Source organism: Marinobacter sp. bablab_jr008 (assembly GCF_016464145.1).
GTDB lineage: Bacteria > Pseudomonadota > Gammaproteobacteria > Pseudomonadales > Oleiphilaceae > Marinobacter > Marinobacter nauticus.
The window spans coordinates 159,620-167,833 of record NZ_JACDWW010000046.1; the positions used below are offsets into that span (position 1 = coordinate 159,620).

An 8,214-nucleotide genomic window follows, 5' to 3' on the forward strand; every position below is an offset into this window, starting at 1 on the left:
ATTTCACCCGGTGGGGTTCAGAAATCGTCCGCCTTGCGCTGTGGCATCGCCGCCGAGCTGCTACCGCCAGATGGGCCCGCTGCCAGGCGTTCCAGCTCCTGCTCCACCGCGTTCGAGGATTTCGCAAAGCGGGCCAGAAGGTTGTACAAGACCGGGATAATGAACAGAGTCAGGGTGGTGGCGAAAATCAGGCCACCCAGGATTACCATGCCGATAGCCGCCCGGCTCTCGGCCCCGGCACCAGTGGCAATCACCAGCGGAACCGCCCCGAACACCGTAGATATGGTGGTCATCAGTACCGGACGGAAGCGCAGGCTGGCGCCTTCCAGAATGGCTTCTTTCACCTCGTAGCCCTTGTCCCGAAGCTGGTTGGCGAATTCCACGATCAAAATGCCGTTCTTGGCCATCAGTCCCAGCAGCATGATGATGCCAATCTGGCTGTAGATGTTCAGACTGATGCCCGACCAGGCCAGCGCGATCAGCGCACCGGTCACCGCCAGCGGCACCGACAGCATGATAATCAGCGGGTGGATCCAGCTCTCGAACTGGGCCGCTAGCACCAGGAACACGATAATAAACGCCAGCCCGAAGGTCAGGTAGATGGCCGCCGAGGAATCCTGGAATTCCTGGGACAGGCCCTTGTAACTGAGCCGGGCCTCCGGCGGCAGGTTATCCACAGCCAGGTTATTCAGGTAGGTCAGCGCTGAACCCAGGTCATAGCCCTCGGCCAGGGACGCACTCACCACCACCGCCGGCAGCCGGTCAATCCGGCGCAGATCCGGATTGGCCCCGATCTCTTCCACAGATACCAGAGCCTTGAGCGGAATCAGTTCCCCACCTGCCCGAGGCCGCAGGAAGATCTGCTCCATATCACCGGGCGTGGCCCGGTCGGCATCGTCCGCCTGGATAATGACGTCGTATTCCCGGCCCCGATCCAGATAGGTGGTTACCTGCCGGGAAGCGAGCATGGTCTGCAGGGTGAGGCCTACGTCTTCGATGGTGATATCCAGATCCGCTGCCCGGTCGCGGTCAATGTTGACCTTCAGTTCCGGCCGGGTCAGCTCAAAATCTGTGTCGACATTCAGCAGATTCGGGTTTTCCTTTGCCCGTTCAACGATCTCCTCACTCCAGGCCTGCACCGACTCGTAGTCGGGGCCGGCAATGACAAACTCCACTGGCTGATTGAAGCCGCGCTGGCCCAGCCCCGGCGGGTTAATGACACTGATCCGCACCCCGGAAATGTCAGACAGCTTGTCGCGAATCTCGGTGGTGACCTGCTGCTGCTTGATCTCCCGCTGTTCCCAGGGCACCAACCCCATGATCATGAAGGCATTGTCTTCTTCATCCCGGAATCCGACGATGGACAGGAAACGCTCGGCGATACCGTCATCCAGGTAGGGCAACAGTCGCTCTTCGGCCTGTTTGACAAAGTGATCGGTAAATTCAACCGTCGAACCCCGGGGCGCGCTGACGGGCATAATGATTACGCCGCGGTCTTCGGTCGGGGCCAGTTCCTGGGGCAAACGGGGAAAAATCACCACCGCCACAATCAGCCCGACGATACCGAGCCCGAGCAACAGCCCAGGCTGGTTCAGGGAAAACCGCAGCATTCTCTGATAGCCGTGGGTGAGGCCGTTCAGGATGCGCTCACTGAAGGCCCAGAGCCGATGCCCCTCGGCACTTTCGGGACTGTGCCGGAGCCACTTGGAACAGAGCATCGGCGCCAGGGTCAGAGCGACCAGGCTGGAGACCACCACGGCGGCAGCCAGGGTGAAGCCGAATTCCGCAAACAACCGGCCCACGTTGCCGCCCATGAACGAGATGGGCACAAACACCGCCACCAGAGTCAGCGTGGTGGCGATCACCGCGAAAGCCACCTGCTTGGCGCCCCGGTAGGCCGCCAGCAACGGTGGTTCGCCTTCATCAATGCGACGCTGGATGTTCTCCAGCATGACAATGGCATCGTCCACCACCAGGCCGATGGCCAGAATGATGGCCAACAGGGTAAGTACGTTGATGGAAAAGCCCAGGAAACCCAGGCCAATAAACGCACCGATCACCGCCACCGGAATGGTGACCGCCGGAATCAGGGTTGCGCGCCAGGAGCGCAGGAACAGGAAAATAACCAGTATCACCAGCGATACCGCAATCGCCAGCGTGGTCAGAACCTCTTTGATCGAAGCCCGGATAAACACCGATTCGTCATAGCTCTCGGCAATACGCACTTCCGGCGGCAAGGTCTCGCGAATCTTCACCAGCTCCGCCTTCACCGCATCCGACACCGCTACCGTGTTGGCCTTGGACTGGCGGATTACCCCCATCCCGATAGCGGTTTCGCCATTGGCCCGCAAACGACCAACATCCGATTCCACCCCGACCTGAACATTGGCAACCTCGCCCAGGCGCAACAGGTCGTTGCCATCCCGGCGGATCACCAGATTGCGGAAATCTTCCACATTGGACAACCGCCCTTCCGCGCGCACGGTAAAGTTGCGGGTGGAGGAGTCCACTGAACCGGCCGGTAACTCCACGTTGTTCTGCCGCAGTGCCTGCTCCACCTCAGCAACGGTTATGTTGCGGGCCGCCAGGCGGGTGCGGTCGAGCCAGACCCGGATGGCGTAACGGCGTTCACCGCCAATCCGGACATCGGCAACACCGTCCAGAACCGATAACCGGTCGGCCAGAACCCGATCGGCGAAGTCACTGAGTTCGGCACTGTCCCAGACGTCACTGATCAGAGTTATCCACATCATCGGCCGGGCATCGGAATCGGCTTTTTGAACCACCGGGGGATCGGCCTCATCCGGCAACTGGTTCAGAACCCTGGACACCGCATCGCGTACGTCGTTGGCGGCAATGTCTACATCCCGGGAGGTATCAAATTCTATGGAGGTTCGGGATTCACCCTGTTCGGTTGAGGATTCGATGGAGCGAATGCCTTCAATGCCACTGATGGCCCCTTCAATCACCTGGGTAATCTGGGTGTCGACCACTTCCGCCGCAGCGCCGGTGTAATCGGTGGACACCGAAACCACCGGCGGATCAATATCCGGATATTCCCGAACCGGCAAGCCCAGCAAGGCGGCCACGCCGAATACGACAATCAGCAGGCTCAGAACGGTGGCAAACACCGGGCGTTTGATGGAGACATCGGACAGCACCATGGATCAGGACTCCACGGTCCGGGCAAACCGGTTTTCCGGAATCGCCTGGTCGTTACTCTGTACTTCAATGCGGTCGCCGGTACTCAGGCGATCCTGCCCGGTTACTACCACGGCATCGTCCAGGGTCAGGCCAGAGGTAATTTCCACCAGACCGGGCATGCGCGAACCGGTCGCCACCGATACCCGGCGTGCCACGCCGTCTTCGGCAACAAACACATACTTGTCGTCGCCACGAATCATCACTGCCTGCTCCGGAATCACCAGCCCTTCCCGTTCCTGCAGGGTCAGTGACGCCGACATGAACTGGCCCGGCCGCAGACGACCGTCCGGATTATCGATAATGGCTCGCACCGACAGGGTTCGGCTCAATTCGCTGATGCGGGTGGCGAGTTCCACCAGCTCTCCCCGGAAGACCTCGTCTGGGAATGCCGGCGAGGAGGCAATCACCGATTGGCCTACCCGAACCTGGCCGACAAAACGTTCCGGAACCGCAAAACCCATTTCCATTCGATCGGTGGTGTCCAGCGTGGTAATGGTGGTGCCCGCTTGCAGATATGCCCCCACGCTGATGTCGCTCAGGCCCACCACACCGGAGAACGGCGCTTCAATGCGATGGTTTTCCAGCCGCACCCGGGCAGCCTGTCGCTGGGCTTCAGCCACACTCACGGCGGTGACCAGTTCATCCACCTGGGACTGGGACACGCTATTGTTGGAGCGCAAACGCTGGGCCCGCTCCAGTTGCCGCCTGGCATCGGCCAGCTGGGCTTCAATCACCTGGAGATCAGCACGGGCCTGACGATCGTCGAGACGTAACAGGACATCGCCCTGAGATACTTTCTGTCCGGGTTCGAGGTTGATCTGCACCACCCGACCGGTGACTTCGGTGGTCAGTTCCACGGCATTCAGTGCCTTGAGGTTGGCCACCGAACGAATCTCATCCCTGACCTGCTGCAATTTGGGCGCCACTGCACTGACTTTGCTGGCCCTCGGCTCCTCACCGGCCTGTTCTGTGGACGAGGAATCCATCGCCAAAAAGAACACCGCACTTCCGGCACCCGCTGCAACCAGTACCACCGCAATCAGCCATTGCTTCCACATGGGTATCGCAAACCTTTCCGAGTTCAGTTCTGCGGGACAGCCCCGCTTTCATGTTTCTGAATCACCAACACCACTTCACCCACATCGACACCCCACTTGCTCATGGTGGTCTGGTTGATCAGGGTGTCGGGAGTAACCAGGTACATCCAGTCGTCCATCCGGACATCGATCGTGCCATCGCCGTATGCCACCCGCAGGACATAATTCATGTGTATGGCGTTGCCCTGCCAGCGCATGGTGCCGGCTTCCACCACGTCGCCGGCGCTGGCGTGATAGCTGCCGTTGTCCGGTGTCAGCGTCCAGATCCGGGTCTGGACCTCGCCGTCGTTGAAACGGAACACCTCATCCAGCGTACCGACACCGTTTTCATCCCAACTGGCCACAATGTCTGCGTCGAAGGTACGGATAACCTGGCCGGCGTAGTCCTTGACCACACCCCGGGCCGAAAGTTCGCCCCGGAAAAACTCCGAGGGCACCAGCTCCGGTGCCTGGCCCTGATAATCCTCCAGATTCGGCCCGGCACACCCTGCCAGCATCAGGGTCATTAACAGTATAAGACCACCGCTTCGAAGACTACGGAAAAGACCGGGGAAAGGCTGCGTTTGCATGACTTTTACACTCCTTGGCGACTACCGGATAGCAACAGAACGTTTACAGCATTACGGTCCCATGACCGTGCCCGATCAGTCCCCGGGCCCAACCGTCATTTCAGCCAATTGTCCATTCTGACATCAGCACCAGCGCTTTCCGTCAATGGCAGCCCGCCGGGAATACCGTACAACTGCACACACAGTGGCCTTTCTGGCCCAACCAATTCCGGATGATCAATGCATGTGAGGACTGGCTATGCCTGTGTATAAAGCGCCCCTGAGGGACATGAAATTCCTGCTCAATGACGTATTCGATTACCCGCGGCACTACCAGACACTGGCCTCCGGTGAGAACGCCACGCCCGACATTGTCGACGCCATTCTGAGCGAATGCGGCCGTTTCTGCGAAGAGGTGCTGAGCCCGCTGTATCAGTCCGGCGACGAAGAAGGGTGCCACCTGGAAAACGGTGAAGTGACTACACCCAAAGGCTATAAAGACGCCTATAAGCAATATGTGATGGGCGGCTGGCAGGGACTGTCGGCGCCGGAGGAATTCGGTGGCCAGGGCCTGCCGGCGTCCATGGGCCTGCTGAAGCAGGAAATGATGGGCACCGCCAACTGGTCCTTTTCCATGTACCCGGGCCTGTCCCTGGGGGCCATGAATACCATTTACCTGCACGGCGATGAACAACAGCAGCAGACCTATCTGGTGCCACTGACCGAAGGCCGCTGGGGCGGCACCATGTGCCTGACCGAGCCCCAGTGCGGCACCGATCTGGGCCAGGTCAAAACCCGGGCCGAACCCCAGGCCGACGGCAGCTACAAACTCACAGGCACCAAGATCTTCATTTCCTCAGGTGAGCACGATCTGACCGAAAACATCGTTCACATCGTGCTGGCCCGTCTGCCGGATGCCCCGAAAGGCACCAAAGGCATCAGCCTGTTTATCGTGCCCAAGTTCCTGCCCGATGCCCAGGGTGGTGTCGGTGAGCGCAACGCCGTCAGTTGCGGCGCGCTGGAGAAGAAAATGGGCATCAAGGCTTCGGCCACCTGTGTGATGAATTTCGATGGCGCCACCGGCTATCTGATCGGCCCGGAGAATCAGGGCCTGGAGTGCATGTTCACCTTTATGAACACAGCCCGCATCGGTACGGCAATTCAGGGGGTTGGCCCCGCCGAGCTGTCCTATCAGTGGGCTCTGGATTACGCCAAGGAGCGCCGTTCCATGCGGGCGCTGTCCGGCAAGAAAGAGCCGGATGAGGTTGCCGACAGCCTGATTCACCATGCCGATGTCCGGCGTATGCTGCTGACCCAGAAAGCCATCGCCGAAGGCGGCCGCTCCATGCTCTATTACGCCGCCAAGATCGCGGACCATATGGTGGAAGCGCATACCGCTGGCGATACCGCCAAGGTTGAGAAATATGACGACAAACTCGGCTTCCTGACGCCAATCCTGAAGGGATTCCTGACCGAGCTGGGCTGTGAGGCCACCAATCTGGGCATGCAGGTGTTCGGCGGTCATGGCTACATCCGCGAACACGGTATGGAGCAGATTGTCCGGGATACCCGTATTGCCACCCTGTACGAAGGTACAACCGGCATCCAGGCCCTGGACCTGCTCGGGCGCAAGGTCTTACTGATGACCCAGGGCGGAGCAGTGCGGGAATTCACCCTCAAGGTGGCCAATTTTGCCCGCAAGCACCTGACCAACAAACAACTGCGGCCGATGGCGGTGGAGCTGCTGAAACTGACCGCCCAATGGAACCTGCTGACCGTGCGCGTGATGCTGGCAGCACGCAAGGATCGCGACGTGGTCAGCGCCGCCGCCAACGACTTCCTGATGTACAGCGGCTACGTGACCATGGCATATATGTGGCTACGCCAGGCGGCGGTGGCCAGCGATAAACTGGAAAACGGCGGCGATGAATCTGACGCCTTTTACCGCACCAAGCTGGCGACCGCCGAGTTCTATTATGAGCGCTTGCTGCCCCGGGCCCAGGCCCACGCCACCAGCATGCTGAGCCCGACCCGCAACCTCATGCAGGTGGCGCCGGAAGAGATGGCCTTTACCGGTTAACCTCCGGTATTTTCCCGTCCCGGGCGCTGCCCGGGACATTTTTGCCTGTTCATGACCATCCGGAAACCGGGGTTGAAATCCCGTTGATACGACCTCAACTTTCCCCCTGCCTTACCACTTTTCTCACAATGCACTGAGGTTTAACGACTTTTAGAGACATCACCATTCTCGCGTATAAAAGAAGGAGGTTCGAAAATGGACAATCGTACTGACGACTTTTATCCCACCCGCCTCGAGCGCCCGGCAGAGAGTTTCGAGCGCAAGGACCCGGTTATCCACAGCCAGGGAACCGACCGCCACAATGGGCCGCTGAGCGAAACTGAACTGGCCCGGTATGAACGGGACGGCTTTCTGGTATTTAACAACTTTCTGGATCAGGAAACGGTCAAACGTTTCCGGGACGACCTGCGAGCCTATGAGAATGACGACAGCATCCTGCGTTCCGAAGGCACTATTACTGAGCCGGGCAAGCAGGAAATCCGCTCTATTTTCGGGATCCACGAACTGTCTGATCGCTTCGACCGACTGACCCGGGAGTCCCGCCTGCTGGATATGGTGCACCAGCTACTGGGCAGTGATGCCTACATCCACCAGTCACGCATCAATTTCAAACCCGGTTTCCACGGCAAGGGCTTTGACTGGCATTCGGATTTCGAGACCTGGCACGCCGAGGACGGTATGCCGCGCATGCGGGCCGTCAGCTTTTCCATCGCCCTCACCGACAACACACCATTCAACGGCCCATTGATGCTGATTCCCGGCTCCCACAAAACGTTTGTGCCCTGTGTCGGCCGCACGCCCGAGGACAACTACCAGTCCTCACTGAAAAAGCAGGAGCTGGGGGTCCCCAACGAGCAGGACCTGCAGAAGATGGCCGATCAGTACGGCATCCAGGCGCCTACCGGGCCAGCGGGCTCTCTGATCATATTCGAGTGCAACACGTTGCATGCCTCCAATGCCAATATGTCACCCTGGCCCCGCAGCAATCTGTTCTTCGTCTACAACAGTGTGGAAAACCGTCTGGAACAGCCATTCTGCGGCAACAAACCGCGGCCCGACTTTCTGGGCAATCGCAGCCATACCGAGGCCCTGCGCCCGGTTCGTTCACCGGATCTGCGCCGCACTGGTTAAGCGATGGCCCAATAACAGCGAGTAGGGTGAGGCGTTACCGCCTCATCCCTCTCACAGAACCGTACATACGGACCACGTATACGGCTCATGCCATTAACTTGCCCTGAACTCGGGGACAGGGATGCCGGTTCGTACTTGGGTCAGATCCATCAAC

General features: G+C 59.5%; 5 protein-coding genes. 2 read left to right on the forward strand and 3 right to left on the reverse strand.

Annotation, left to right across the window (positions count from 1 at the left end; all coding sequences use genetic code 11):
* Positions 1-17: 17 nt before the first annotated feature.
* The 3 genes from JIF53_RS04930 to JIF53_RS04940 are packed head-to-tail and all read right to left on the reverse strand — an operon-like array spanning position 18 to position 4,798.
* Positions 18-3,164, reverse strand: a complete 3,147-nt coding sequence (locus JIF53_RS04930) for an efflux RND transporter permease subunit (protein WP_199451957.1) — start codon at positions 3,162-3,164, stop codon at positions 18-20.
* A 3-nt stretch (positions 3,165-3,167) separates the two neighbouring features.
* Positions 3,168-4,262, reverse strand: coding sequence for an efflux RND transporter periplasmic adaptor subunit (locus JIF53_RS04935; RefSeq protein ID WP_199451958.1), 1,095 nt, complete (start codon positions 4,260-4,262; stop codon positions 3,168-3,170).
* Positions 4,263-4,285: 23 nt separating this feature from the next.
* Positions 4,286-4,798: a DUF3833 domain-containing protein gene (locus JIF53_RS04940; protein ID WP_374730301.1), complete on the reverse strand. Its 513-nt coding sequence runs from the start codon at positions 4,796-4,798 to the stop codon at positions 4,286-4,288.
* Between the two features lie 310 nt (positions 4,799-5,108).
* On the opposite strand from JIF53_RS04940, the gene JIF53_RS04945 reads away from it, so the two are divergent.
* Together JIF53_RS04945 and thpD are read left to right on the forward strand one after the other, a co-directional pair.
* Positions 5,109-6,929: an acyl-CoA dehydrogenase C-terminal domain-containing protein gene (locus JIF53_RS04945; protein WP_199451960.1), complete on the forward strand. Its 1,821-nt coding sequence runs from the start codon at positions 5,109-5,111 to the stop codon at positions 6,927-6,929.
* A 195-nt stretch (positions 6,930-7,124) separates the two neighbouring features.
* The gene (thpD, locus tag JIF53_RS04950) at positions 7,125-8,060 is read left to right on the forward strand and encodes an ectoine hydroxylase (protein ID WP_011787293.1); all 936 of its coding nucleotides are present in this window, start codon (positions 7,125-7,127) and stop codon (positions 8,058-8,060) included.
* Positions 8,061-8,214 lie beyond the last annotated feature (154 nt).